The 25,394-nt window shown below is 73.0% G+C and carries 23 protein-coding genes, 1 pseudogene and 1 riboswitch; of the genes and pseudogenes, 21 read left to right on the top strand and 3 right to left on the bottom strand.

Annotation, left to right across the window (positions count from 1 at the left end; all coding sequences use genetic code 11):
• Positions 1 to 2 precede the first annotated feature (2 nt).
• The 6 genes from DSM104299_RS14740 (at position 3) to DSM104299_RS14715 (ending at position 3,816) form a co-directional block, all read left to right on the top strand.
• On the top strand, positions 3 to 1,295 hold the full coding sequence (locus DSM104299_RS14740; RefSeq protein WP_272472390.1) for a M16 family metallopeptidase: 1,293 nt from the start codon (positions 3 to 5) through the stop codon (positions 1,293 to 1,295).
• Positions 1,296 to 1,967, top strand: a complete 672-nt coding sequence (locus DSM104299_RS14735) for a 4-hydroxy-tetrahydrodipicolinate reductase (protein WP_272472389.1) — start codon at positions 1,296 to 1,298, stop codon at positions 1,965 to 1,967. It abuts the gene before it with no gap.
• Entirely contained in the window at positions 1,964 to 2,434 is a 471-nt protein-coding gene (locus tag DSM104299_RS14730; RefSeq protein WP_272472388.1) for a GNAT family N-acetyltransferase, read from the top strand. Before DSM104299_RS14735 ends, DSM104299_RS14730 begins: the two co-directional genes overlap by 4 nt.
• A 16-nt stretch (positions 2,435 to 2,450) precedes the next feature.
• Positions 2,451 to 2,921: a GNAT family N-acetyltransferase gene (locus tag DSM104299_RS14725; protein ID WP_272472387.1), complete on the top strand. Its 471-nt coding sequence runs from the start codon at positions 2,451 to 2,453 to the stop codon at positions 2,919 to 2,921.
• 16 nt (positions 2,922 to 2,937) lie between these two features.
• The gene (locus tag DSM104299_RS14720; protein WP_272472386.1) at positions 2,938 to 3,276 is read left to right on the top strand and encodes a hypothetical protein; all 339 of its coding nucleotides are present in this window, start codon (positions 2,938 to 2,940) and stop codon (positions 3,274 to 3,276) included.
• Positions 3,277 to 3,417: 141 nt separating this feature from the next.
• A complete protein-coding gene (locus DSM104299_RS14715; RefSeq protein WP_272478070.1) occupies positions 3,418 to 3,816 on the top strand; it encodes a hypothetical protein in 399 nt (132 codons plus the stop codon).
• Here DSM104299_RS14715 and recD2 read toward each other — a convergent pair.
• The gene (gene recD2, locus DSM104299_RS14710) at positions 3,813 to 5,921 is read right to left on the bottom strand and encodes an SF1B family DNA helicase RecD2 (RefSeq protein ID WP_272478069.1); all 2,109 of its coding nucleotides are present in this window, start codon (positions 5,919 to 5,921) and stop codon (positions 3,813 to 3,815) included. The two genes, DSM104299_RS14715 and recD2, sit on opposite strands and share 4 nt — an antisense overlap.
• 51 nt (positions 5,922 to 5,972) lie before the next feature.
• Between recD2 and DSM104299_RS14705 the strand changes: the two genes are divergently transcribed.
• The 4 genes and pseudogenes from DSM104299_RS14705 to DSM104299_RS29410 all read left to right on the top strand — a co-directional run.
• Positions 5,973 to 6,341 (top strand): hypothetical protein, encoded by a 369-nt coding sequence (locus DSM104299_RS14705; protein ID WP_272478068.1) that lies wholly within the window; start codon positions 5,973 to 5,975, stop codon positions 6,339 to 6,341.
• A gap of 10 nt (positions 6,342 to 6,351) precedes the next feature.
• Entirely contained in the window at positions 6,352 to 7,224 is an 873-nt protein-coding gene (dapA, locus tag DSM104299_RS14700; protein ID WP_272478067.1) for a 4-hydroxy-tetrahydrodipicolinate synthase, read from the top strand.
• Positions 7,225 to 7,230: 6 nt separating this feature from the next.
• Complete coding sequence (locus DSM104299_RS14695; RefSeq protein WP_272478066.1) at positions 7,231 to 8,895, top strand: ribonuclease J; 1,665 nt, start codon at positions 7,231 to 7,233, stop codon at positions 8,893 to 8,895.
• A 59-nt stretch (positions 8,896 to 8,954) separates the two neighbouring features.
• A pseudogene (locus DSM104299_RS29410) lies at positions 8,955 to 9,053 on the top strand (calcium-binding protein); the annotation flags it as partial.
• Between the two features lie 194 nt (positions 9,054 to 9,247).
• Here DSM104299_RS29410 and DSM104299_RS14685 read toward each other — a convergent pair.
• Together DSM104299_RS14685 and DSM104299_RS14680 are read right to left on the bottom strand one after the other, a co-directional pair.
• Positions 9,248 to 10,723: a sensor histidine kinase gene (locus DSM104299_RS14685; protein WP_272478064.1), complete on the bottom strand. Its 1,476-nt coding sequence runs from the start codon at positions 10,721 to 10,723 to the stop codon at positions 9,248 to 9,250.
• The gene (locus DSM104299_RS14680; RefSeq protein ID WP_272478063.1) at positions 10,720 to 11,409 is read right to left on the bottom strand and encodes a response regulator transcription factor; all 690 of its coding nucleotides are present in this window, start codon (positions 11,407 to 11,409) and stop codon (positions 10,720 to 10,722) included. The genes DSM104299_RS14685 and DSM104299_RS14680 overlap by 4 nt, the downstream gene beginning before the upstream one ends.
• A 106-nt stretch (positions 11,410 to 11,515) precedes the next feature.
• On the opposite strand from DSM104299_RS14680, the gene DSM104299_RS14675 reads away from it, so the two are divergent.
• The 11 genes from DSM104299_RS14675 (at position 11,516) to rny (ending at position 25,384) form a co-directional block, all read left to right on the top strand.
• The gene (locus DSM104299_RS14675) at positions 11,516 to 13,426 is read left to right on the top strand and encodes a putative bifunctional diguanylate cyclase/phosphodiesterase (RefSeq protein ID WP_272478062.1); all 1,911 of its coding nucleotides are present in this window, start codon (positions 11,516 to 11,518) and stop codon (positions 13,424 to 13,426) included.
• A gap of 63 nt (positions 13,427 to 13,489) precedes the next feature.
• Complete coding sequence (locus DSM104299_RS14670) at positions 13,490 to 16,237, top strand: DNA translocase FtsK (RefSeq protein WP_272478061.1); 2,748 nt, start codon at positions 13,490 to 13,492, stop codon at positions 16,235 to 16,237.
• Between the two features lie 26 nt (positions 16,238 to 16,263).
• Positions 16,264 to 17,094: a helix-turn-helix domain-containing protein gene (locus DSM104299_RS14665; protein WP_272478060.1), complete on the top strand. Its 831-nt coding sequence runs from the start codon at positions 16,264 to 16,266 to the stop codon at positions 17,092 to 17,094.
• Positions 17,094 to 18,386, top strand: a complete 1,293-nt coding sequence (locus DSM104299_RS14660) for a competence/damage-inducible protein A (RefSeq protein ID WP_272478059.1) — start codon at positions 17,094 to 17,096, stop codon at positions 18,384 to 18,386. The genes DSM104299_RS14665 and DSM104299_RS14660 overlap by 1 nt, the downstream gene beginning before the upstream one ends.
• A 28-nt stretch (positions 18,387 to 18,414) precedes the next feature.
• Positions 18,415 to 18,966, top strand: coding sequence for an RNA 2',3'-cyclic phosphodiesterase (thpR, locus tag DSM104299_RS14655; protein WP_272478058.1), 552 nt, complete (start codon positions 18,415 to 18,417; stop codon positions 18,964 to 18,966).
• Between the two features lie 107 nt (positions 18,967 to 19,073).
• Positions 19,074 to 20,186 carry a recombinase RecA gene (gene recA, locus DSM104299_RS14650; protein ID WP_272478057.1) on the top strand — a complete coding sequence of 371 codons (1,113 nt, stop codon included), beginning with the start codon at positions 19,074 to 19,076 and terminating at the stop codon, positions 20,184 to 20,186.
• A gap of 110 nt (positions 20,187 to 20,296) precedes the next feature.
• A complete protein-coding gene (locus DSM104299_RS14645; protein ID WP_272478056.1) occupies positions 20,297 to 20,788 on the top strand; it encodes a regulatory protein RecX in 492 nt (163 codons plus the stop codon).
• A 45-nt stretch (positions 20,789 to 20,833) separates the two neighbouring features.
• Positions 20,834 to 21,604, top strand: a complete 771-nt coding sequence (locus DSM104299_RS14640; protein ID WP_272478055.1) for a hypothetical protein — start codon at positions 20,834 to 20,836, stop codon at positions 21,602 to 21,604.
• A 164-nt stretch (positions 21,605 to 21,768) separates the two neighbouring features.
• Positions 21,769 to 22,287, top strand: coding sequence for a GNAT family N-acetyltransferase (locus tag DSM104299_RS14635; RefSeq protein WP_272478054.1), 519 nt, complete (start codon positions 21,769 to 21,771; stop codon positions 22,285 to 22,287).
• A 75-nt stretch (positions 22,288 to 22,362) separates the two neighbouring features.
• Positions 22,363 to 22,490, top strand: a riboswitch (cyclic di-AMP (ydaO/yuaA leader).
• Positions 22,491 to 22,802: 312 nt separating this feature from the next.
• Positions 22,803 to 23,645, top strand: coding sequence for a C40 family peptidase (locus DSM104299_RS14630; protein WP_272478053.1), 843 nt, complete (start codon positions 22,803 to 22,805; stop codon positions 23,643 to 23,645).
• 284 nt (positions 23,646 to 23,929) lie between these two features.
• On the top strand, positions 23,930 to 25,384 hold the full coding sequence (rny, locus tag DSM104299_RS14625; protein WP_272478052.1) for a ribonuclease Y: 1,455 nt from the start codon (positions 23,930 to 23,932) through the stop codon (positions 25,382 to 25,384).
• Positions 25,385 to 25,394: the final 10 nt, after the last annotated feature.

Genomic DNA, 25,394 nt, shown 5'->3' with positions numbered 1-25,394 from the left:
CATTGCGCGAAGAGCATCGCCTGACCGAGCTGAGCTCGGGCGTCCGGGTCGTCACGGAGTCCATGGACTCCGTGCGATCCGCGGCGCTGGGGTTCTGGATCGGGACCGGCTCGGGCTTCGAGGACGCCGAACGGGCGGGGCTGTCCCACCTGCTCGAGCACATGCTGTTCCGGGGGACGTCCCGCTACGGGTCGTTGGAGATCGACCAGATCTTCGACGGCATGGGCGCCGAGATCAACGCGGGGACGGGCAAGGAGACCACGTCGGTCTACTCGCGCGTCCTCGACGTGCACCTCGAGCGGGCGTTCGACGTCATGGCCGACATGGTCTGGCGGCCGAAGATCGCCGACGAGGACCTCGCGCAGGAGCGCGAGATCGTCCTCGAGGAGATCGCGATGTACGAGGACGACCCGCAGGATCGCGTCTTCGACGTGCTCGGCGAGGCGGTGTTCGGCGAGCACCCGCTGGGGCGCGCGATCATCGGCACACGCGAGGTCGTCGCGGGGACGCCGGCGTCGGAGGTCAAGACCTTCCACGCCGGGCGCTACACCGCGCAGAACGTCGTCGTGGCCGCGGCCGGGTCCATCGACCACGACCGCATCGTCGAGCTCGTGCAGCGCACGATCGGCGACCCGGCGCCGTCCGGCCCGCCGCCGACCGCGCTGGCGGTCCCCGGCGCGCCCGTCGCCCGCCGGCGGTTCTTCGCCAAGGAGACCGAGCAGTACCACGTCGCCCTCGGGGCGCCCGGCATCGCCCGGGACGACGAGCGGCGCTTCGCGCTGCGCGTCCTGGACAACGTGCTCGGCGGCACCTCGTCGTCGCGCCTGTTCCAGGAGGTGCGCGAGCAGCGCGGCCTGGCGTACTCGGTGTACTCGTTCACCGGCTCCTACGCGGGGACGGGCCAGATCGGCCTGTACCTCGGCACGCGGCCCGACAACGTCAAGACGGCCATGGAGGTCGTCGGGACCGAGCTGGACCGCCTGCTCGCCGACGGCATCACCGCAGAGGAGCTCGACCGCTCCAAGGAGAACGTCAAGGGCCGCGTCGTGCTGTCGCTGGAGTCCACGACCGCGCGGATGAACCGCCTCGGCTCGTCGGTCCTGGCCGACATGCCGGTGCTGACCGTCGACGAGGTCGTCGAGCGCATCGACGCGGTGACGCTGGACGACGCGAGCGCGCTGGCGCGCGAGCTGTACGCGCCGGACCGCCTGAGCGCCGCCGGCATCGGCGGCGACGAGAGCGTCTTCCGCGGCGCGCTGGAGCCGGTCTCGCCCACGCTGGCCGAGGCGGCGTAGTTGTCGTCCTCGCTGCGGGTCGGCGTCGCGGGCGCCGCGGGCCGGGTCGGCCGCGCGATCTGCGACGGGGTGGAGGCCGCCGACGACCTCGTGCTCGCCGGCCGCGCCGACCCCGCGCTCGACACGCCGCTGGAGGCGATCCTCGGCGACTGCGACGTCGTCGTGGACTTCACCCGCCCCGACACGGCGCTCGACAACGCGCTGACCTGCGTGCGCGCGGGCGTGCACGTGGTGATCGGGACGACCGGCTTCGACCCCGCGCCGCTCGCCGAGATCACGCCCCGCCCGCCCGGCAATGCCTTCCTGGCCCCGAACTTCGCGATCGGCGCCGTGTTGATGATGAAGTTCGCGACCGAGGCGTCCCGGTACATGGCCGGCGCCGAGATCGTCGAGCTGCACCGCGACGGCAAGCTCGACAAGCCGTCGGGCACGGCCAAGCGCACGGCCGAGCTGATGGAGGGCGAGGTGCCGATCCACTCGATCCGCCTGCCCGGGCTGGTCGCCCATCAGGAGGTCATCCTCGGCGACGTCGGCCAAACGCTGACGATCCGTCACGACTCGCTGGACCGCACCTCCTTCGTCCCGGGCGTCCTGCTCGCCGTGCGCCGCGTCGCCGACCAGGGCGCGCCGCTGGTCGTAGGCCTGGAGCGGCTGCTCTTCCCGGACGCGTGATCCGGCCGGTCGCCGACGGTGACGCTCGCGCGATCGCCGAGCTGGAGGTTCGCGCGTGGCGCTGGGCCTACGTGGACGTCGTGCCCGAGGAGCAGATGATCACCGTCGACGCGCGCGTGGCGCGCTGGCAAGGGCGCAGCGCCGAGGGCGCCTACGTGGCCGAGGTCGAGGGGCGCGTCGTCGGGGTCGTGCAGGTCGGGCCGGACGGCGACGACCCGGAGGCCGGGCTGCTGCGCGGGCTGAACGTCGAGCCGGCCGCGCAGGGCGCGGGGGTCGGGGCGGCGCTGTACGAGCACGCGGTCGCGGCGCTCCGGACCGCTGGGTTCGCCACCGGCGTGCTGTGGGTCTTCGCGGCCAACGGCCACGCGCGGGGCTTCTACGAGCGCCGCGGCTGGACGCCGGACGGGGCCACCGGCGTCGCCGCCGACGCACCGGAGCTCCGCTACCGCAAGAATCTGGGCACATGACGACGTCCAACGTTCGATGACGATCCGCCCCGTCGCCGCACGCGACGTGCACGCCATCGCGCAGCTGCAGGTCCGCGCCTGGCGCGCCGAGCACGACGGCTTCGTCGACGAGTCGCACATGCCGACGCTGGAGGACCGCATCGTGCTCTGGAACGGCGTGCGGCCGGGGGAGGCGTGGCTGGCCGAAGACGGCGACGGCGCGATCGTCGGCGTCATCGGCGTGCACGACGGCGAGATCGGCGTCCTGCACATCGCGCCCGAGCTGCTCGACGACGAGGGCGCGGAGGGCGCCGACGTCGACGGCGCGCTGCTGCGCCACGCCGAGGGCGTCATGCGCGCGGCGGGCCACACGAGCGTGCTGCTGTGGACGTTCGCCGAGAACCATCACAACCGCGCGCTCTACGCGCGGCACGGGTGGACGCCCGACGGCGCCGAGCAGGAGAGCCTGCCCGGCGTGGTCGAGGTGCGCTACCGGCGCGAGTTGTAGGGGTCGGTTGGGCGTCGTGCTCGTCGCCGTGACCGATCACGCGGTGCAGCGCTTCCGCCAGCGGGTGGCGGGCGCGTTGGACGCGCGGCCCGCGATCGTCGCGCGCGTGACGCGCGCGGTGGAGGCCGGCAGGATGAGCGACGAGCCGCCGCCGGGCGCCACGGGCGCTCGCGGCTCGGTCTACGTCCGCGACCTCGTGGACCGCTCCGTCGTCTTCGTCTGCCGCCGCGACGGCGACGAGCTGGTCGTGGTGACGCTGTGGGAGCAGGAGGGGGGCGTCACGCCGCCGCGGGTCCCGCGCCGCTTCACCGACGCGCTCAAGCGCGACGACGAGCGCCGACGCGACGACGGCTGACCCTCCCGATCGCTGACCGGTTTCAGGGACATGGGATTTCCTGGACGGATCGGCAGGGGTTGCCGTTGCGCGAGCCCGCGGGCCGGCGTACGGTCGAGGGCAAGCAGATCACCTGCCCATCACCCGAAGAGGAGCAGCACGATGTACCGCCAGAAGCTCCTCGTCGTGGCCAACCAGACGGTCGACTCCGACGAGCTGTACGACGCCCTCCGCGAACGCACCGAGCGAGGGCCGCTCTCGGTGACGCTGCTGGTCCCACAAGATCAGCAGGCGGGCCTCGGCCACCGCGTCAACGCCTCGCTGGAGCGCCTGCACGCCGCCGGCATCGAGGCCGAGGCGATGCTCGGCGACGTCGACCCGGCCTGCGCGGTCATCGAGGTCTGGGACCCGCGCCGCTGGGACGAGGTCATCGTCTCGACGCTGCCGACCGGCACCTCCCGCTGGCTGCAGATCGACCTGCCCCACCGGATCGCGAGGGCGGTCGACGCGCCCGTGGCGCACGTCGAGGCCACGCCGGCCCCGGCGCGGACGACGGTCTAGGACACCAACTCGACCAGGCGCGTGTTGCGCCGCGAGGCGTCGACGCGCGACAGCGCGGTCGGCAGCGCGCCGGTCTCGGCGACGACGACGCAGGTCGACTGCGCGCGCGTCACCGCGGTGTAGACGAGGTTGCGGGTCAGCATCGGCGCGTGGCCGCGGGCCAGCGCGATGACGATCGCCGGCGCCTGGGAGCCCTGCATCTTGTGGACGCTGCACGCGTAGGCGAGCCGCAGGGTGCTCGTCTCGTTGAGGTCGAGCGTGAGCCGGCGGCCGTCGTCGCCGACCAGGGTGATCGTCCCGCGGCCCGGGTCGTTGGCCACGATCACGCCGATCTCGCCGTTGTAGAAGCTGCGCTCGTGGTTGTTGCGCGTCTGCATGATCCGGTCGCCGAGGCGGAACGGCGTGCCCTTGACGCCGCGGCCGTCCGGGTTGAGCTCGGCGCGCAGGGTGTCGTTGAACGCGTCGATGCCGGCCGGGCCCTTGTGCATCGGGACGAGCACCTGGAGGTCCTGGACGGGGTCGAGGTCGTAGTGCTTGGGCAGGCGCCGCGTCGCGAGCGAGATGACCTCGGCGAAGACGTGCTGCGCGCTGGGCCGCTCGATGTAGAAGAAGTCGCGGATGTCGTCGTCGCCGGCCTTCGTCGGCGGGGCCTCGCCGCGGTCGATCGCGTGGGCGGCGCGGATGATCAGCGAGCGCGCGGCCTGCCGGAAGACCTCGGTGAGCTTCGTCGCCGGCACGACGTCCGAGGCGATCAGGTCCTCCAGCACGCGGCCCGGCCCGACCGGCGCGAGCTGGTCGACGTCGCCGACGAGCAGGACGTGGGTGCGCGGGCCGACGGCCTCCAGCAGCGCGGCGGCGAGGCGCACGTCCAGCATCGAGGCCTCGTCGACGACGAGCAGCTCGACGCCGGTCAGCGGGTCGTCGGCGTCGCGTGCGAAGCCCTCGCCCGGCACCCACTCGAGCAGCCGGTGGATCGTCGTCGCCTCGGCGCCCGTGGCCTCGGCCAGCCGCTTGGCCGCCTTGCCGGTCGGCGCGCAGAGCCGGACCGTGCGCTTGACGTCGCGCAGGAGGTCGACGAGCGCGCGCATCGTGGCGGTCTTGCCGGTGCCGGGCAGGCCGGTGAGGATCGAGAGCCGGTGCTCGGCCGCGGCGTGGACGGCGGCCCACTGCGTGGCGGTCGGCGGGAAGTCGCCGTCGGTGGGCGGGTCGGCGGGGACGTCGACGTCGAGCGTCGGCGGCGCGCCGGCGAGGTCACGGACCCGGTCGGCGAGGCGGTGCTCGGTCCGGTCCATCCGCGGCTCGAGCACGCGCTCGGATCCGTCGAGCACGAGCTCGGCGTCGTCGAGTTGGGCGGCGACGACGTCGATCGGGAGCTCCAGCAGCCGCGCCGCGCGCGGGAGCAGCTCGGAGCGGGGGAGGAAGCAGTGACCGTCCTGCTCGGAGGCGCGCAGCGTGTGGTGCAGCGCGGCGTGGATCCGCTCGGGCGCGTCGGCGGGCGTGCCGAGCGCGCGGGCCACGGCGTCGGCGGTCGCGAACGCGATCCCGTCGATCTTGCTCAGCGCGTACGGATCCTGCTCCAACAGCGCGAGCGCGCCGCCGCCCAGCGCCTTGTGCACGCGCGCGGCGACCGCCGCCGGGACGTCGTGCTCGGCCAGCAGCATCCGCAGCGCGCGCCCGCCGGCCTGCTGCTGCCAGGACGCGACCGCCGCCTTGAGCTTGGCCTTGCCGATCCCCGGGACCTCGCGCAGCCGCGTGCCCGGGTCGCGGTCGACGATCTCCAGCACCTCGTCGCCGTGGCGCGCGACCAGCCACTCGGCGCCCTTGGGCCCGACGTGCTTGATCGTCTCCAGCAGCGTGAGCAGCGCCCCCGACGTCGGCGCGCCGACGCGGACCTGCTCGACGTGGAGCTGGCGCCCGAACTTCGGGTGCTCGCGCCAGGCGCCCTCGACCTCGACGCTGTCGCCCTCGTGCAGGTGCGCGATCGGGCCGGTCAGCGTCAGCTCGGCGCCGTCGTCGGCCACCGCGGCGAGCACGGCGAACCCGCCGTCGTCCGCGCGCCAGCGCACCGCGACGATCTCGGCGGCGAGCGAATCCGAATCCGGCACGCGTCGAGGGTACGCTGTGAGGCCGATCGATCCCGAGGAGACTTGAGCCACATGGGCTTCATGGACAAGGCCAAGAAGTTCGCCGAGCAGGCGCAGAAGGACGCCAAGGACGGCACGCTGAAGGACCGCGCCAGGGCGCTCGCCGATCAGGCCCAGGCCAAGCTCGACGAGGTCCAGACGCAGTTCAACGACGGCCAGAAGAAGGACGGCGCGCCCGCGACGCCGCCCGTGACGCCGGACACGCAGCCCCCGCCGCCGGCGCATACGCCCGCGCCGGATCCGGCCGCGACCGCCCAGGCCGCGGACACCGTCGCCGAGGTCGCGACGCCCCCGACCCCGCCGTCCGGCGAGGCCCCCGCGGTCGATCGCAGCCAGGAGGCAGCGCCCAAGGTGACAGGCGGCGATCCCCTTGCCGGCTGATCCTGGGAGAATGAGCGACGTGGCCGGGCTGGGAGCCATCCTCACTGCGATCGTCACGCCGTTCGACGACGATCTGAATCTCGACGAGCAGGCGTTCGTCGATCTTCTGCACCACCTTGCGGCGCACGGCTCGGACGGCTTCGTCGTCTGCGGCACGACCGGCGAGGCGTCCACGCTGACCGATGACGAGCACATGCGCGTCGTCGAGCTGGCCGTGCAGCACCGGCCCGAGGGCACGTCGATCGTCGCGGGCGCCGGGGTCAACGACACCCGGCACGCGGTCCACCTGACCGAGCGCGCGACCGCGCTCGGCGTCGACGCCGTCCTCAGCGTCACCCCCTATTACAACAAGCCCAATCGTCGCGGGATCGTCGCGCACTACCAAGAGGTGGCCAAGGCCACCGACAAGCCGATCATCCTCTACAACATCCCGTCGCGCGTGGTCATCGACGTGCCCAACGACCTGCTGGCCGAGCTGGCCCAGATCGAGGGCATCGACTACGTCAAGCAAGCCAACAACGACAACTTGGCGCCGGTCGACGGGCTCGGCATCTACGCGGGCAACGACGAGATCCTGCTGCGCACGCTCGAGATCGGGGGCTGCGGCGGCATCTGCGTCGCCAGCCACCTGGTCGGCGACGAGATGCGCCGGATGATCGACGAGCCGCAGAACCGCGCCGAGATCGACGCGTCGCTGCGCGACGTCTACGCCGCGATGGGCGTCACTACGAATCCGATCCCGGTGAAGGCGGCGCTGGAGCTGGCCGGTCACCCCGTCGGCGGGCTTCGCCTGCCGCTCGTCGAGGCTGACGAGGAGGAGCGCGCGCAGATCGCCGCGGTCCTCGAGCGCCACGGGCTGCTCGCCTCCGCCGGGACCTCCTAGGAGAACATGGCCAAGAGCAAGCTTCGCGTCCTCCCGCTCGGCGGGTTGGGCGAGATCGGCAAGAACATGACCGTCGTCGAGTACGACGGCGCGATCGTCGTCGTCGACACCGGTCTGCGCTTCCCGACCGCCGAGCAGGTCGGCATCGACCTCGTCCTGCCCGACTTCACGTACCTCCGCGAGCGCGCGGACGACATCGAGGGCATCGTCATCACCCACGGCCACGAGGACCACCTCGGGGCACTGCCGTGGATCCTGCGCGAGCTCGGGACCGACATCCCCGTGTTCGGCGGGCCGCTGACGATGGCGATGGCGCGGTCCAAGCTGGACGAGCACCGCCTCAAGGACACCGACTTGACCGATGTCAGGGCGGGGGAGACCCTCGAGCTCGGGCCGTTCGACATCGAGCTGATCCACCTCACGCACTCGATCCCGGACATGATGGCCGTCGCGCTGACGACCGACCTCGGGACGATGCTCATCACCGGCGACTACAAGTTCGACCAGACGCCGGTCGACGGCAACCCGGCCGACGTGTCGCGCCTGGCCGAGCTGGGCCGCCAAGGCCTGCTGCTGCTCTGCGGCGACTCGACCAACGCCGACCGCCCGGGCTTCTCGCCGAGCGAGTCGATCGCCGGTCCGAACCTGGAGGCGCTGTTCGGGCGCTGCGAGGGCCGGATCGTCGTGACGTGCTTCGCGTCGAACATCCACCGCGTGCAGCAGGTGGTGGACGCCGCGACCGCGCACGGGCGCAAGGTCGTCCTCGTCGGCCGGTCGATGCGCAAGAACATGAACATCGGCCGGATGCTGGGGCACATCGACGTCCCCGACGGCACGTTCGTGCAGCCGCGGGAGGCCAACGACTTCCCCGACCACAAGCTCGTGATCATCTCGACCGGCTCGCAGGGCGAGCCGCTCAGCGCGCTGCGCCGCATGGCGCATCGCGACCACCCGCAGGTCGAGTTGCACAAGGGCGACACCGTCGTCTTCGCGGCGACGCCGATCCCGGGCAACGAGCGCGCGGTCAACGAGACGATCGACCGGCTCTACCACATCGGCTGCAACGTGATCACGGCCAAGGACGCGCCGATCCACGCCTCCGGCCACGGCTACCAGGAGGAGATCAAGCTGATGCTCAACCTGACCAAGCCGAAGTACGTGATGCCGTTCCACGGCGACCACAAGCGCATCCACCTGCACGGTGAGCTCGCGGAGGCGGTCGGGGTCCCGGCCGAGAACGTCTTCAAGGGCGAGAACGGCCTGCCGTTGGAGCTCGACGGCGACGGCGCGCGGTTCGGCAAGGCCGAGCGCGCGGGCATGATCTACGTCGACGGCGTCGAGATCGGCGACCCGACCGACGTCGCGCTCCGCGACCGCCGGATGCTCAGCGCCGACGGCATCTTCGTCGTCGTCGCCACGATCTCCGAGCAGGACGGCTCCAGCGTCGCGGACCCGGAGATCATCTTCCGCGGCGTGCCCTACACCGAGGACGCCGACCGCCTGCTGGGCGACATCCGCGAGACCGTCGTGGCCTCGCTGGAGCGCGCCGCCAAGGAGGAGATCCGCGAGATCGACCTCCTCCAGCAGACCCTCCACGACGACCTCGGCGCGTTCGTCTACGACCGCCTCCGCCGGCGCCCGATGGTGCTGCCGGTGGTCGTCGAGGTCTAGGTCGCTCGCGGGCCGGGCTCGAACCCCTTCGAGCCCGGCCCGCGCGGCGTCCAGTTGCGTTGGCCGGCAACGACCGGCTCGACGGTGGTGCCGGACGCGATCGGCTCGACGGCGGCACCGGGAACGACGCGATCGTCGGCGGAAGCGGCCGCGACGTCGTCGACGGTGGTAGCGGCAACGACGTGATCTCCGCCCGCGACGGCGAGATCGACACGATCCGGTGCGGCGCCGGCAGGGATCGGGTCACCGCGGATCGCCACGACAGGGTGTCGGGCTGCGAGAAGGTCAGCCGGCCGAGGAAGAAGCAGGCGCGCGCGACCGCGGTGGCCAAGACGACCAAGAACGCGAAGGCCTACAAGACGCTCAGCCGGCCGGGAGCCGGTGCTGCTCGCGGCGGGCTGACGCCGTTCTGCGACGGAGGGGAGGGCGGCCCGGACGTGTCCTGCCCGACCGCGGGCAGCGACACGACGAACCGCGCGCCGCCCTCGGCCGGTGACTCGAGCACGACGTCCCCGCCGTGCGAGCGCGCGACCGCGCGGACGATCGACAGGCCGAGCCCGACCGAGCCGCCGCGGTCGCCCTCGGCCCGGACGAAGCGGTCGAAGAGCGTCTCGCGCAGCTCGGGCGCGACGCCCGGGCCGTCGTCGGCGACCACGAGCCGCACCGTGTCGCCGTCGACGGCGACCGCCGCGTGCACGCGCGTCCCGGCCGGCGTGTGCTGGAACGCGTTCTGGATCAGGTTCAGCGCGAGCCGGTGCAGCTCGTCGCGCGCGCCCGCCACGACCGCGCGGCGCGCGTCGATCGACAGCTCGTGCTCGCCGGCGACCGGGCCCAGCTCGGACGCGACGTCGAGCAGCACCTGGCCGAGGTCGGTCGGCGCGTGCGGCGAGTCGCGCTTGGCGTCGGCGCGCGCCAGCAGCAGCAGGTCGGCCACCAGGCGCCGCATCCGCTGCGTCGAGCGCAGCGCCGACCGAGCGGCCTCGCCGCGCTCCCCGTCGAGCACGTCGGCCAGCAGCTCCAGGTTGGCCAGGACGCTGGTCAGCGGCGTGCGCAGCTCGTGCGACGCGTCGGCGACGAACTGCCGCTGGCGCGCCAGCGCCGCCTCGCGCTCCTCGCGCGAGGCCTCCAGCGCCTGCAACATGTCGTCCAACGTGATCGCCAGCTCGGCGACCTCGTCCTCGGTGTCGGGGATCGGCACGCGCCGCGACGGGTCGCGCGTCATCGCGATGTCGCGCGCGGTCGAGGTCAGCCGCGTGATCGGCGCCAGCGCGCGCCGCGACAGCGCCAGCGCCAGGGCGAGCGCCAGCCCGGACCCGAGCAGCACGCCGAAGATCAGGAACACGCGCACGCGATGGACGCTGGCCTCGGTCGAGGCCGTCTTGCGCGCGTACTGCACGTACACCTGGATGCCGAGCGCGGAGCTGATCGCCAGCGTCGTCTGGCGCGTCATGACCCGGTAGCCGCCGACCTGGCCGGACTCGTCGGGGCGCAGCCCGAGCTTGCCGAAGTCCGGCGCGTTCTCGGTGCTCGCCAGCACGCCGCCGCCCTTGGTGAACAGCACGCGGATGACGGCCTCGTTGGGCGCGGCGTAGGTCCGGACGGTCGACTCCGGGATCTTGGCGACGCCGTCGTTGTAGGAGATCGGCAGCCGGTTGGCGAGCAGGTTGGTGATCGCCGTGTTCATCTCGTTGCGGAAGTCGCCGCGGATCCGCGACGCCGTCGACTGCCCGATGAACAGGGCGAACATGCAGAGCACCAGGAACGTCAGGCCCGCCGAGAGGAGAGCCAGGCGCCAGCGCAGCGTGAGGGCGTGGAGCAGCGACCTCATGCGCGCAGCACGTACCCCGCGCCTCGGATCGTGTGCAGCAACCGCGGCTCGCCGCCGCCCTCCAGCTTGCGCCGCAGGTTGGAGACGAAGACCTCGATCGTGTTCGTCGTCGCGAACGGGTCATAGCCCCAGACGTCCTCGAGCAGCCGCTGGCGCGGGACGACGATGCGCTCGTTGCGCATCAGGTACTCCAGCAGCTCGAACTCGCGCTGGGTGAGCTCGACCACGCGCTCGCCGCGGCGCACCTCGTGGGTGTCGGGGTTCAAGGAGAGGTCGGAGACCACGAGCGACGCGGAGCCGCGTGGTGGCCGGCGGCGCAGCAGCGCGCGCAGGCGGGCGAGCAGCTCCTGGCGCTCGAAGGGCTTGACGAGATAGTCGTCGGCGCCCGCGTCCAGGCCCTCGACCCGCGACTCCAACGCGTCGCGCGCCGTGAGCATCAGGATCGGGACGTCGTCGGCCGCGCGCAGGCGGCGAGCCACGTCCATGCCGTCGAGCTTCGGGAGCCCGAGGTCCAGGACCACGAGGTCCGGGACGAAGTCGTTGGCGGCGCCGAGCGCGGCCTCGCCGTCGCCCGCGATCCGGGTCTCGTACCCCTCCAGCCGCAGCGAGCGCTGCAGCACCTGGGCGATGTCGTCGTCGTCCTCGACGATGAGGACCCGCGCTTGCCGCTCGTGGCCGTCGATCACACAGGAATCTTAGAGCGGACGATCAACCCCAGATCAAGGCGCGTCGTTGGCGCGTGGCCGCGGACCGTTCGCCCAAGTTCCGCGAGCGCCGGCCGATTGCTGGGGCGTGCTGGTTTCACCGGACGACCACCGCACGGTTCGGACGCGGGCTTGGCTGCCGACGGGCGGCACGCTTCCGGCTGCCGCCTTCGAGGCGCGGCACCGCACGGTGGTCGTCCTGCTGTGGCTGCACGTCTTCGCGCTGCCGGCCTTCGCGGTGGCCCGCGGCTACCCGCTGGCCCACGGCGCGGTCGACACGCTGCCGATCCTGATCTGCGCCGTCGCGGCGCCGCACCGCGGCCTGTCCCAGCGCGCCCGCGCGTCGATCGGCGCGTTGGGGCTCGTGACGTGCTCGGCGATCTTCACCCACCTGTGGGGCGGCGTGACCGAGGCGCACTTCCACTTCTTCGTCGTCGTCGCGCTGCTCTCGCTCTACGAGGACTGGGTGCCGTGGGGCCTGGCGATCGGCTACGTCCTCGTCCATCACGGGCTCATGGGCGCGCTCGACCCGCGCTCGGTCTACGGCAACCACTCCGACGCGGTGCGCCACCCGTGGCGCTGGGCGGGCATCCACGCCGCCTTCATCGGCGCGCTGGCCGGGGTCAACCTCGTGTCCTGGCGCTCCAACGAGCTGGCCCGCCGCGGCGCGAACCGGGCCCGCGCCGCGCTCGCGCACCGCGCCACGCACGATCCGCTGACCGGCCTGCCCAACCGCGGCGCGTTCGTCGAGCACGTCGAGCAGGAGCTCGACCGCCGCCGGAAGCGCCGGGTCGCCGACGGCCACGTCGCCGTCCTGTTCGTCGACGTCGACGACTTCAAGGTCGTCAACGACTCGCTCGGCCACGGCGCCGGCGACCGGCTGCTGGAGGCCGTCGCGGTCCGGCTGACCGGCGCGCTGCGCCCCCGGGACGTCGTCGCGCGCTTCGGCGGCGACGAGTTCACGGTCCTCGTCAGCGACGTCGCCGACCAGGACGACGCGCTGCGCGTCGCCGAGCGCCTCGCCGCGGCGCTGCGCCCGCCGATCGAGCTCGACGGCGCGGCGCGATTCGTCACCGCGTCGGTCGGGCTGGCGGTCGCGGGGGAGCGCGGGGACGGCGGCGACGACGCCGACCAGCTGCTCCAGGACGCGGACGCCGCGATGTACCACGCCAAGCAGCGCGGCAAGGCGCGCTGCGAGGCCTTCGACGACTCCCTGCGCGAGGCCGCGCTGCGCCGCCTGGCGCTCGAAGGCGGGCTGCGCGAGGCGCTCACCCACGGCGAGCTCCACCTCGACTACCAGCCCCAGGTCCGGCTGCCCGACGGCGAGATCACCGGCGTCGAGGCCCTGATCCGGTGGCGCCATCCGCAGCTCGGCGCCGTCTCGCCGGCGGAGTTCGTCCCGATGGCCGAGCGCCTCGGCCTGATCGCGGAGATCGGCGCCTGGGTCGTCCGGACGGCGTGCGCCGAGGCGATGCGCTGGGAGCGGGCCGAGGTGGAGATCGCGGTCAACGTGTCGCCGCGCCAGCTGTCGTCGCCCGACTTCGCCGACACGGTCCGCGAGGCGCTGCGCACCTCCGGGCTCGCGCCGCGCCGCCTGTGCCTCGAGGTGACCGAGACCGCGCTGCTGGCCGACGTCGACGCGGCGCGCGCGATGCTCGCGCGGCTGCGCGCGCTCGGCGTCCAGCTCGCCGTCGACGACTTCGGCGTCGGCCACGCGTCGCTGCGCCACCTGCGCCAGCTGCTCCCGGTCGACGTCCTGAAGATCGACAAGTCGTTCGTCGACGGGCTGGCCGAGGACCGCGACGACGCCGCGATCGTCTCCGCCGTCGTCCGCCTGGCCGAGGGCCTCGGGCTGGACTGCGTGGCCGAGGGCGTCGAGGACGCCGAGCAGGCCGAGGCGCTGGCCGCGATGGGCTGCAGCAACGCGCAGGGCTACTTCTTCTCCCGTCCGGTCGCGCCCGAGGCGCTCGCGTCGCTGCTCGCGCCGGCCGTCGTCTGAGCGGCTCGCGGACGGGCCGCGGGAGGGACGCGCCGGACCGCGTCGAAGGTTGGGGTCCGAGCTATGGCGACGACCCGCACACCTGCCCCGCGCAAGCGCAAGCCTGCGCCGAAGTCCAAGACCACGACGTCCGCCTCGTCGGCCGCCGCGCGCAAGCGCAAGCCGGCCGCGCGCGGCGGGAAGGGGTCCTCGCGCACGCGCGCGCGGCGCTCCTCGGCGACCTGGGCGCCGCGCATCCCCGTCATCGAGCAGCGCCATCTGGACCTGATGGGCCTGGCGCTCGTGGCGTGCGGCGTCTTCCTGGCGTTCCCGCTCTACCTCGGGTGGGACGGCGGCCAGGCGGGCGACGCGGTCGTCGACGGGCTCGCGCTCGCCGTCGGCACGCTGCGCTACGTCACGCCGATCGGCGTCATCTGCGTCGGCGCGGTCGTCGTGCTCGGCCCGGTGCTGCCGTCGGTGCGCCCGTTCCGGACCGGCGGGATCTGCTTCACGCTCGCGCTCGCGCTGATGTTCGCGGCCGGCACGCTCGGGCTCGGCCCGAGCACGATCCGCGACGGCTACTGGGACCAGGACTTCCTGCGCGACCGCGGTGGCTACCTCGGCGAGGGGCTGTTCTACCTCTCCAACCACCTCATCGGCTCGATCGGGACGCACATCTTCGCGCTGTTCCTCTTCCTCGCCGGGCTGCTGCTGCTGACCGGCGCGTCGCTGGCCGGGATCCTGAAGGCGACCGGCGGGACCGTCGCCGAGTCGACGCGCGCGCTGCGCACGGCGCGGCCCGAGCGCCCAGCGCGCCCCGAGCCCGCGACGGCCGCCGCGAAGCCCGCGTCGAGCACGACGCGGCGCCCGCGCGTCCAGGTGCCGGAGAGCGACGACGACCTCGTCGTCAAGTCCACGCACGTCGAGGCGCCGTCGCTGGACGGCGTCGAGCGCTATCCCGACCTGTTCGAGGCCGCCGACGAGCCGAAGGTCACCCGCGCGCGTGGCAAGAAGAAGGAGCCCAAGGTCGTCGCGCTCGACGACGACGCGGCCCTGGACGAGGATCTCGCCGCGCCGCAGTCGGCGGCCGAGGACGCCAAGGACGCCGAGGTCTCCGAGGCCGTCATGGCCACCGACGACCTGCCCGACATCGAGCAGCAGTTCGACGACGACGGCGGGGCGCTGCCGCCCGGCGAGCCGCAGCAGCTCGAGCTGGGGCGGGTGGGGGCGGGGTCCCGCGGCGAGGCCGACGGCGACGGCGCGGAGGAGATCGAGTACATCGTCCCGGACCCGCGCGTGCTCAAGCGCTCCACCGGCGACCAGATCCGCCCCGACACCAGCGGCAACGAGAAGGTCGCCGCGTCGCTGGTCGAGGCGCTCAGCCACTTCAACGTCGAGTCGCGGGTCGTCGGCACCGTCAGCGGCCCGCACATCACGCGCTACGAGCTGCGGCTGGCGCCGGGCGTGAAGATGTCCAAGGTCGCCCAGCTCAAGGACGACCTGGCCTACGCGCTCGCCGCGACCGAGATCCGGATCCTCGCGCCGATCCCGGGCAAGCAGGCCGTCGGCATCGAGGTCCCCAACCGCGACCGCCGCACGGTCCACCTCGGCGACGTCTTCCGCGCGCGGCCCGAGGGCTACTCGCCGCTCACGGTCTGGCTGGGCAAGGACGTCTCCGGCAAGGCGATCGGCGCCGACCTGGCCAAGATGCCGCACATCCTGGTCGCCGGCACGACCGGCGCCGGCAAGTCGGCGTGCATCAACGCGATGTTGTCGTCGATCCTGCTGAACGCCACGCCGGACGAGGCGCGGCTGGTCCTGGTCGACCCCAAGCAGGTCGAGCTCAACCACTACGAGGACGTGCCGCACCTGCTCACGCCGGTGATCACGTCGCCGCGCCAGGCGGCCAACGCGCTCCAGAACCTCGTGCGCGAGATGGAGTGGCGTTACGGGATCATGGCCATGAAGCGCACGCGCTCGCTCAACGAGCTCAACCGCGTGCGCGAGGAGGAGGGTGAGAAGCGCCTCCCGTACATCCTGTGCGTCATCGACGAGCTCGCCGACCTCATGATGGTCGCGCCGGGCGACGTCGAGGACTCCATCATCCGGATCGCTCAGAAGGCCCGCGCGGTCGGCATCCACCTGGTGCTCGCGACGCAGTCGCCGCGCGTGGACGTCATCACCGGCATGATCAAGGCCAACGTCCCGTCGCGGATCGCGTTCGCGGTGTCCTCGCAGACCGACTCGCGCGTCATCCTCGACCAGAACGGCGCCGAGTCGCTGCTGGGCATGGGCGACATGCTGTTCTCGCCGGTCGGCTCGTCCAAGCTGCAGCGCATCCAGGGCGCCTACATCGACGAGGCGCAGGTCGGCCAGATCACCGAGTTCTGGGCGCGTCAGGGCGAGCCCGAGTTGCGCGCCGACCTCCTGGAGGAGGTCGAGGCGGAGCCCGGCGGCGACGGCGGGCGCGACGAGGCCGACGGCAAGGACCCCGACGAGGATCCGCTGCTGGCCGAGGCGATCGAGCTGGTCGTCGAGATGGGGACCGCGTCGACGTCGATGCTCCAGCGCCGCATGCGCCTGGGCTACACGCGCGCCGGGCGCATGATGGACATGCTCGAGCGCCGCGGCGTGATCTCCGGCTACGAGGGCTCCAAGCCGCGCCAGGTGCTGATCACGGGGCAGGACCTGCCGCGGGTGCTGGCCGCGCTGACGGAGAAGGGCGACATCGCGGCGGCGGGCCCTGAGGCCGCCGGTCCGGCTGTGGGGAGCGGCGACGCGCCAGCGTTGCCCGAGCCGCCGCGCCCCACGGGTGACGACGACGTGGCCTAGCGGCTCCATAGACTGCGGCGCGGACCATGCCGGAGATCGGGGCAACCCTCCGCGAGGCGCGTATGCGCGCCCGCATCGACATCTCGGAGATCGAAGCCGAGACGAAGATCCGTGCCAAGTACCTGCGGGCGCTGGAGAACGAGGAGTGGGGCCTGCTGCCCGGGCCCGCGTACGTCCGGTCGTTCCTGCGGACCTACGCCGAGGCGCTCGACCTGGACGCCAAGCTGCTCCTGGAGGAGTACAAGCTCCGCCACGAGCGGCCGTCGGACCACGACCTGATGCCGATCGGCGCCCCGCGCCGGCGAGGGGGTGGCGGCGGGCGGGGAGGACGCGGGCCGCGCGAGCCGCGGCGGATCCCGGTCGGGCTCGTGGTCGGCGTGATCATCGTGCTGCTGGTAGGGGCGCTGTACCTGCTGGGGCGCGACAACGGCGACGACGGCGACCCGGGCTCGGCGGCGTCAACTACGACCGGCCGGACCACCACGACGGCGGTGCCGACGAGCACGACCAAGAAGAAGCCGGCCGCGTCGTCGTCCAAGAAGAAGACCTCCACGACGTCGTCCGCGTCGTCCAAGCTCGTCCGCGTCTCGATCAACGCCACCGGGCCCGGGCCGGTGTTCGCCTGCCTGGTCGACGCGAGCGGGACCGCGCGGATCAACGGCGCGACGCTGCAGGAGGGCGTCAGCACCGACAACTACCGGTCGCGCTCGTTCCGGCTGCGGCTGGGCAACGGCAACGCGCGCCTGAGGGTCGACGGCAAGGCGCGCGCGGTGCCGGACGCGAGCCCGGTCGCGTTCAAGATCAGCAAGGGGTCGGTCAAGCGCGTCGATCCCGACCAGGTCCCGAGCTGCGCCTGATGGCCGCGCGCGCCGGGATCGTCGTGACGGGGACCGAGGTCCTCACCGGCCGCGTAGCGGACCGCAACGGGCCGTGGCTGGCCGAGCGGCTGCGCGAGCTCGGGGTCGAGATCGCGCACACGATCGTCGTGGGGGACCGGCCGCAGGACGTGCGCGACGCGCTGGGCTGGCTGGCGTCGGCCGGCATGGACCTCATCGTCACCTCAGGCGGGCTGGGGCCGACCGAGGACGACCTGACCGCGGCGGTGGTCGGCGAGTTCCAGGGACGGCCGTCGGCGCTCGACGAGGCGCTCGAGGGCCGCATCTGGGCGATCCTGGAGCGGCTGATGCGGCGCTGGCCGGATCTGGACGAGGACGCGATCCGGCGGTCGAACCGCAAGCAGGCGCTGGTGCCGCGCGGGGCGACGGTGCTGGAGCCGGTGGGAACGGCGCCGGGGCTGATCGTGCCGCCCTCTGCTGGCTCCGCCGGTCCGACAGTCGTCGTCCTGCCCGGACCGCCGCGTGAGCTGCAGCCGATGTGGGACGTCGCGATCGAGGCCGAGGCGTTCCGCGCGGCGGTCGCCGGCGCCGTCGAGTACCGCCAGCACATGCTGCGGCTGTTCGGGATCCCGGAGTCGGAGATCGCCGACACCATGCTGAAGGCGCGCGAGGCCGGGGTCGACCTCGACGCGCTCGAGATCACGACGTGCCTGCGCCGCGGCGAGGTCGAGGTCGTCACCCGCTACGAGCCCGAGCAGCAGGCGCTGTACGACGCGTTCGCCGGGCTGGTGGCCGAGCGCCACCCGCGCGAGCTGTTCTCGGAGGACGGGACGTCGGTTGATGAGCAGGTCGCCTCATTGCTCCGAGAGTCTTCGCGCACCGTCGCCACCGCCGAGTCGTGCACCGGCGGGCTGCTGGCCGGTCGGCTGACGGATCTCGCGGGCTCGTCGGACTACGTCCTGGGCGGGTTGGTCGTGTACTCCAACGAGGCCAAGACCGCGCTGGCCGGCGTGCCGGCCGCGGTGATCGCCGCGCACGGGGCGGTGTCGGTCGAGGTCGCCGAGGCGCTGGCCTCCGGGGCGATCGCGGCGCTCGGGACCGACGTCGGCGTCGGCATCACCGGGATCGCCGGCCCGGGTGGCGGCACCGAGGACAAGCCGGTCGGGACCGTCTGCTTCTCGGTCGCGACGCGCGACGGCGGGCGGCTGACGCGGCGGTTGCTGCTGCCCGGCTCCCGCTTCGACATCCGCGACCGCTCGACGACCGTCGCGCTGCACCTCATCCGCCGTGCGCTGCGCGGCGAGCTGGACTGACGGCGCCGCGGCGTACCCTTCGCTCGCGATGAGCGCGCGCCTCTTCATCGCCCTGGACATCGGCGACGAGCAGCGCCGGCTGCTGGTCCACTGGGCGCGCGAGGCCGTCGGGCACGACCGCGGGATGCGCGTCGTCGCCGCCGGGAACGTCCACCTCACGCTCGCGTTCCTCGGCCATCGCTCGCCGGACGAGATCGGCCCGCTGAGCGAGCTCGTCGAGGCCTTCGACGGCCGTGGCGCGCCGGCGTTGACGACCGGCAGCGCGCTGTGGCTCTCGCCGCGGCGGCCGCACGTCCTGACCGTCGAGGTCCACGACGACGCGGGCGGGCTCGGCGACCTGCACCGCGACCTCTGGGACGAGCTCGAGGCGCTGGGGTACGAGCGCGAGCACCGGCGCTTGCGGCCGCACCTCACGGTGGCCCGCGTCCGGCACGGCTGGACGGCGCCCGGCGGCCCGCTGCCACCGACGCCGGACCTCGGCCTCGACGTCCGCGGCGTGGTGCTCATGCGGTCCTGGCTGGGCGGCGGCCCGGCCCGCTACGAGCCGCTCTCCCGTGCGGAATTTGCCGCAGAATCGTGACGTTTCGGGGCTGAACTGCCACACGAACGTGCGTACGGTTCGGTTCCGTCCGATGGGTCCCGCAAACTCCCATCCAGTTCAGCTGCCGAGAGAGGTCGTACTTCCACATGCCCGCCACCGATGAGAAGGCCATCAAGGCCCGCGATACCGCGCTTGCCGGCGCCCTGACGCAGATCGAGCGTCAGTTCGGCAAGGGCTCGGTCATGCGCATGGGCGACGAAGGCGCCCAGGTCAAGGTCAACGCGATCCCCACGGGCGCGCTGTCGCTCGACCTCGCGTTGGGCATCGGCGGCATGCCGCGTGGCCGCATCGTCGAGGTGTTCGGCCCGGAGTCCTCCGGCAAGACGACGCTCGTCTACCACGTCCTCGCCGAGGCCCAGCGCCTGGGCGGCGTGTGCGCGTTCATCGACGCCGAGCACGCGATGGACCCGCTGTACGCCCAGAAGATCGGCGTCAACATCGACAACCTGCTCGTGTCGCAGCCCGATTACGGCGAGCAGGCGCTCGAGATCGCGGACATGCTCGTCCGCTCGGGCGCGGTCGACCTCGTCGCCATCGACTCCGTCGCGGCGCTGACGCCGCGCGCTGAGTTGGAGGGCCAGATGGGCGACCAGACGGTCGGCCTGCAGGCGCGCATGATGAGCCAGGCGATGCGCAAGTTGGCGGGTAACTTGAACCGCACGCAGACGCTCTGCCTCTTCACGAACCAGATCCGCGAGAAGGTCGGCGTCATGTTCGGCTCGCCGGAGACGCAGCCGGGCGGTCGCGCGCTGAAGTTCTACTCGTCGCAGCGCCTGGACATCCGCCGGATCGAGACGCTGAAGGACGGCACCGAGGCCGTCGGCAACCGCGTCCGCGTGAAGGTGGTCAAGAACAAGGTCGCGGCGCCGTTCCGCCAGGCCGAGTTCGACATCGAGTTCGGCACCGGCATCTCGACGTCGGGCTGCATCCTGGACCTCGGGATCGAGCACAACATCGTCTCGAAGTCCGGCTCGTTCTTCTCCTACGGCGACGACCGCCTGGGCCAGGGCCGCAACAACGTCAAGAAGTTCCTCGACGAGCACCCCGAGCTCGCGCGCGAGATCGAGGCCAAGATCTACGACAAGCTCAACGTCGACCGCGACCTGGTGGTCGAGATCGACCGCGACGAGGTCCCGGAGGGCGTCGACCCCGCGACGGGGGAGATCAAGGCCGAGCGCACGGCGGCGGCCACGGCCTAGCCGTCCGTCGTCGTGACGACCGCTGAGCGTGCCGTCGATCTAGGAGCCGTCTCGGCGATTCCCGCGGCCTGTGGCGGCCGTCCCGCTGATACGACCACCACAGACCACGGATGATCACCGAGACGACTCCGGAGGCGCGCCTCCAGCACGCGCTCGATCTGAGCTACCGCTACCTCGGGTTCCGTGATCGCACGGTGCTCGAGGTGCGGCGACATCTCGAGAGCAAGCGGGTAGAGCCGGACACGATCGAGCAGACGGTCGCCGAGCTCTCGACGCAGGGCTACCTCGACGACGCCCGGTTCGCCCGTCGCTTCGTCGAGGATCGCCGCACGCTGGACCACTGGGGCAACGAGCGGATCGAGCGCAAGCTCCTGGCCTCGGGCGTCGAGGCCGAGCTGGTGACCGCCGCGCTCTTCGGCGCCACCGAGTCCGGGGGCGAGCCGGAGTCCCAGTTCGACGCGGCGCTCGCGACCCTCCGCGGCCGCTACCGCATTCCGCCGGAGTCCGAGAAGGACCGCCACCGCGCGCTCGGCTTCCTCGTGCGCAAGGGCTACGAGCTCGACGTCGCCTACGACGCGATCCGCGCCTACGGGCGCGACTGACGCGCGCCGCGCCGGCGCGCCGGCGCCTAGGGGCGCAACACCGCCGTGGCCGTTGAGGGCATGCGCCGGATCATGATCATGACCTTGCTCGCCGGTGGCCTGGCGGCGAGCGCTCCCGCCCCGGCGGCCGCGCGGGACACGCTGCAGGTGCGCAGCTCCGCGCTGCATCCGGACCGGGTCCTGATCACGCTCACGCTGCGTTGCAACGCGCCGCGCGCTCGATGTGCCGGGCGGTTGCGGGCGCAGAGCCTGGACGGCGTCACCGTCGCACGCACCCGGCCCGTCCGCTTGCCCTCGCGCCAGCCTCGGCGCATCGCCATGCGGCTGGCCGAGGACGCATTGCACGACCTCAGCGAAGCCGGCGAGGAGACCGAGGTGGACCTGTCGCTCACGCCCGCCGGTGGGCGCAAGCGGCTGATCGGCTTCGCCGCCCTGTCCCTACGCGTCTCGTGCCGGAGCGGCACGACGATCGGCTCGTCACCGGCCGTCCGGCTCTTCCGCGTCGAAGGGTTCGGCGTCTACGCCTGCACCGACCCGCACCGTCGCCCCGACCTCGTCGCCACCGAGGCCGACGCCCTCACGGGCGTGTCGGCCGACAGCATCGCCATCGCCGCGCCCTTCGTGGCGTTCGTCACCGTGGGCGGCAACACGTGCGGCTTCAACAGCCTGTCGCTGTACGACCTCCGCGCCCACCGCATCGTGCGCACGCTGAGCAGCCAGACCGCGAGCACCGACAGCGCCAACGGCTGCACCGGCACGACCGACACGGTCACCTGGCTGCGCGGCGGCTCGCCCCGGGCCGCCGCGCTGGCCTGACGCCGCGCTCGCACCGCGGCGCACGGCAGGAGGTCAGCGGCGGGTTGGGGTTCCATACGAACCCGAACCCCCCGCCGACCCGTGGCGGCGGCGCGCCGACCCGGAGCGGCGCGGAGGGGGCAGACGGGACGTCGCTCGGTGCCGGCTAGGCTCCGGCGTCGAGCATGCCCATCGACTTCGGCATCGATCGCGTCGCCACGCGGCGTCTCGTCGGCCGCCGGCCCGAGCCCGGTGACGCGCTGGCCTACGCGCGGGTCCTCACGGACGCCCGCGTCGACGAGGAGGCGTGGCCCGAGCACCTGCGGACCGCCGACCGGGCGCAGGCGATGCTCGACGAGGCGATCGTGCACTGGGACCGGTGGGGCTTCGGGCCGTGGACGGTGCTGCTCGACGGCACGCCCATCGGCTACGACGGCCTGCGTCACGCGCAGGTGGCCGGCCGGCCCGCGGTCGAGCTGCTGTGGTTCCTCGACGCCGCCCACTGGGGCCAGGGCTACGCGACCGAGCTGGCGCGCGAGGCGCTGCGCGTCGCGTTCGAGGTCCTGGAGCTCGACGAGGTGGTCGCCCAGACCGTCGACGGCAACCACGCGTCACGCGCCGTGATGGAGAAGCTCGGCATGCGGCACGTCGACTCGGTGATGCACGCGGGCCTTCCGCACGTCGTCTACCGCGTCGAACGCTGAGTTCATGAACCGACCGCAACTGTCGTCCGGCCGAGGGTGTTCCATCGTCGAACCTGTTCGACCAGGCCGAGTCCCGCCCTCTCCGGAGCGCGGGAGCGGGGGACCCACATGGACCGCTGCACGACGCGGCGGTCCCGGGGCGAATCGTCGCGGTCCATGCGACGTAGCGCGCCAGCGCGAGCCCGTCAGCTCACCTCGTAGGCCGCCACACCACAGCCCGAGGAGCACCCTGATGGACGCCGCCTACGCCCGCACGGACGACCGCTTCGCGATCTTCGCCGAGCCTCCCGGAATCCGCGATCTCGCGCTGCCGGAGGTGTGGGAGCGCTCCGCCGCCCGTTCGGAGCGGCGCCGTCGGGCCGCCGCGGCGCGCATCGTCGCGCTGCCCAAGACGGTGACGGCGCGCATCTCGGCGGCGCTGATCGCGGCCGGGATCCTCGGGGCAGACCGGCCCGCTGCTCGGCGCGGCCCAGGCGGCGACGCCCACGCTCGGGCGCGGCGCGCACGGCGAGGGCGTGGCGGCGGCCCAGCGTGCGCTCGGCATCGCGGCCGACGGCGTGTTCGGCCCGCAGACGCGCAAGGCGGTCCGGGCCTTCCAGCGGGCGCACGGACTGCTCGTCGACGGCCGCGTCGGGCCGCAGACGCGCGCGGCGCTCGGGCTCGGGCTCGCGGCGACGACGACCACCACCGCCGACGCCACGGCGACGACGCGCAGCGCGAACGCCCACGCCGCCGCGTTGAACGCTCGCCTCCCGGCCGCCACCACGCGCGCCGTCCAGCAGCATCTCGGGATCGCCGCCGACGGGGTGTTCGGCTCGCAGACGCGCAAGGCGGTCCGGGCCTACCAGCGCGCGCACGGCCTCGAGGTCGACGGCGTCGTCGGGCCCGCGACGCTCTCCGCGCTCGGCGTCACCGCCGCCGCGACGCGCACCGCCGCGGCGACCGACGCCGGCGACACGACGACGGCGGCGAGCAGCGCGCCCGCCGCCGCCGGCTCCGGCGCGCAGGCGGCGGTCTCCGCCGCGATGTCCAAGGTCGGCTCGCCCTACGTCTCCGGCGGCAACGGCCCGTCGTCGTTCGACTGCTCCGGCCTCACCAGCTGGGCGATGCGCCAGGCCGGGATCGCGATCCCGCGCACGAGCTTCGCCCAGTTCGGCACCGGCTCGGCCGTCGGCCAAAGCGCCATCCAGGCCGGCGACCTCGTGTTCTTCAACACCGCCGGTCCGGGCGCGTCCGACGTCGGGATCGCCACCTCCGCGACGACCGCCGTCTCGGCCACCACGCACGGCGTGATGAACCACGCGATCTTCGACAGCTACTGGGGATCGCACTTCGTCGGCGCCCGCCGCGTGGGCTGAGCCCCTGACCCGACGGTCAGGCTGATTGCACGCGCAACGCGTCCGGTACTACGATCTCGGCCAGCGAAGAACCGGCCCCCACACGGCGAACGAACCCGAGAGTTTCCAGCGCTTTCATTTCCGACACCGGCCCGCGTCGCGCTGCCCATTGCCGAGCGCGCCCGGCCACGCATGACCCGAAACCGTCCGTCCACCTCGCCGCGGCGGTCCGGAACCTCGCTCCCTGATCGCAGCATCGGAGACCAGCCGTCGCCCTCCATCGGCCGCTGGGGAGAGGACACCCAATGGAAACCCTGATCGGCGCGGCGCTCATCGGAGTCGCCATCGTCGTCGCGGCGCTCGTGTACGGACGCCAGCGTCCGGCCGCAGCCGTCGCCGCGGCCGTCGCCCCGCCGTCCTCCGGGCCGCCGCCCGAGGACGCCGAGCTGGCCCGCCGCGCCGCCGAGCTGGAGCGCAGCGCCGTCCGGACCGCCGCCCTCGAGGCCGCGCTGGACCGTCGCGGCGCCGACCTCGACCGCCGCGAGGCCGAGCTGGAGCGCCGCGACCAGCATCTGCGCGCGCACTCGACCGAGATCGAGCAGCTCCGCGCCCAGCGCGAGCAGTCGCTCGAGAGGATCGCCGGGCTCTCCGCCGGGCAGGCCAAGCAGGCCCTGCTCAAGGACGTCGAGGACGACGCCCGCCACGACGCCGTCCGCGTGCTGCGCCAGGTGGAGGAGGAGACCAAGCGCGACGCCGAGCGCCGGGTCCGCTCGATCCTCAGCGTCGCCATGCAGCGGCTGGCGGCGTCGCATGCGGCCGAGACCACCGTGAGCGTCGTCCAGCTCCCGAGCGACGACATGAAGGGCCGGATCATCGGCCGCGAGGGCCGCAACATCCGCGCGCTGGAGAACCTGACCGGCGTCGACTTCATCATCGACGACACGCCCAACGCGGTCGTGCTGTCGGCCTTCGACGGCGTCCGCCGCGAGGTCGCGCGCATGACGCTGGAGAAGCTCCTCCAGGACGGCCGGATCCATCCGGCCCGCATCGAGGAGACCTACTACCAGGCCAAGTCCGAGCTCGAGTCGCACATGCTCGAGGCGGGGGAGGAGGCCGTCTTCGAGGCCGGCGTCCAGGGCCTGGATCCCGAGCTCGTGAAGATCCTGGGCCGGCTGAAGTTCCGCACGTCCTACGGCCAGAACGTCCTCGCCCACAGCGTCGAGTGCGCGCACCTTGCCGCGCTGATGGCCTCCGAGCTGGGCGCGTCGACAAAGACGGCGCGCCGCGCCGCGCTCCTGCACGACATCGGCAAGGCCGTCTCGCACGAGGTCGAAGGCCCGCACGCGCTCGTCGGCGGCGACCTCGCGCGGCGCCACGGCGAGGCCGAGGCCGTCGCCCACGCGATGGAGGCCCATCACAACGAGGTGGAGCCGCAGACCGTCGAGGCCGTGATCGTCCAGGCCGCCGACGCGCTGTCCGGGGCCCGCCCGGGGGCGCGCGGCGAGTCGCTGGAGCAGTACGTCAAGCGTCTGCGGGACCTCGAGAAGCTCGCGACCCGGCACGATGGCGTCGACAAGGTGTACGCCATGCAAGCCGGCCGCGAGATCCGCGTCATCGTCGAACCCGGGGCGATCAGCGACGACAAGGCGATCGCCCTGTCGCACAAGATCGCGCGCGAGATCGAGCAGGAGCTCGAATACCCGGGACAGATCAAGGTCACGGTGATCCGTGAGTCGCGAGCAGTGGATTACGCCAAGTGACGTCGGCCGG

Origin of the sequence: Baekduia alba, from assembly GCF_028416635.1 — a bacterium.
Classification (GTDB): Bacteria; Actinomycetota; Thermoleophilia; order Solirubrobacterales; family Solirubrobacteraceae; genus Baekduia; species Baekduia alba.
Note: the sequence above shows the minus strand (reverse complement) of the source record. Positions and strands in the feature narration are given on the sequence as shown.